The following is a 227-nucleotide window of genomic DNA, read 5'->3' on the forward strand; positions in this document are numbered from 1 at the left end:
GTTTGTTCTTGCTCTTTAAACTGATTTAATTTAGCCTGTCTTTGTAATTCAGCTTCTCTTTTCTTCGCTTTTTCTTCAGCTTGACGTAGCAATTCAGCTTGTCTTTGTTTTGCTTTTTCTTCGGCTTGACGTTGCAATTCAGCCTGTTTTTGCTTTGCTTCTTCTTCGGCTTGACGTTGCAATTCAGCCTGTCTTTGCTTCGCTTCTTCTTCGGCTTGACGTTGCAA

The 227-nt window shown here is 40.5% G+C and carries 1 pseudogene; it reads right to left on the minus strand.

The annotated features are described in order from the left end of the window. A pseudogene (locus MR107_RS30955) lies at positions 1 to 227 on the minus strand (excalibur calcium-binding domain-containing protein); the annotation flags it as partial.

Source organism: Bacillus cereus group sp. BfR-BA-01441, from assembly GCF_022663075.1.
Taxonomy (GTDB): Bacteria; Bacillota; Bacilli; order Bacillales; family Bacillaceae_G; genus Bacillus_A; species Bacillus_A cereus.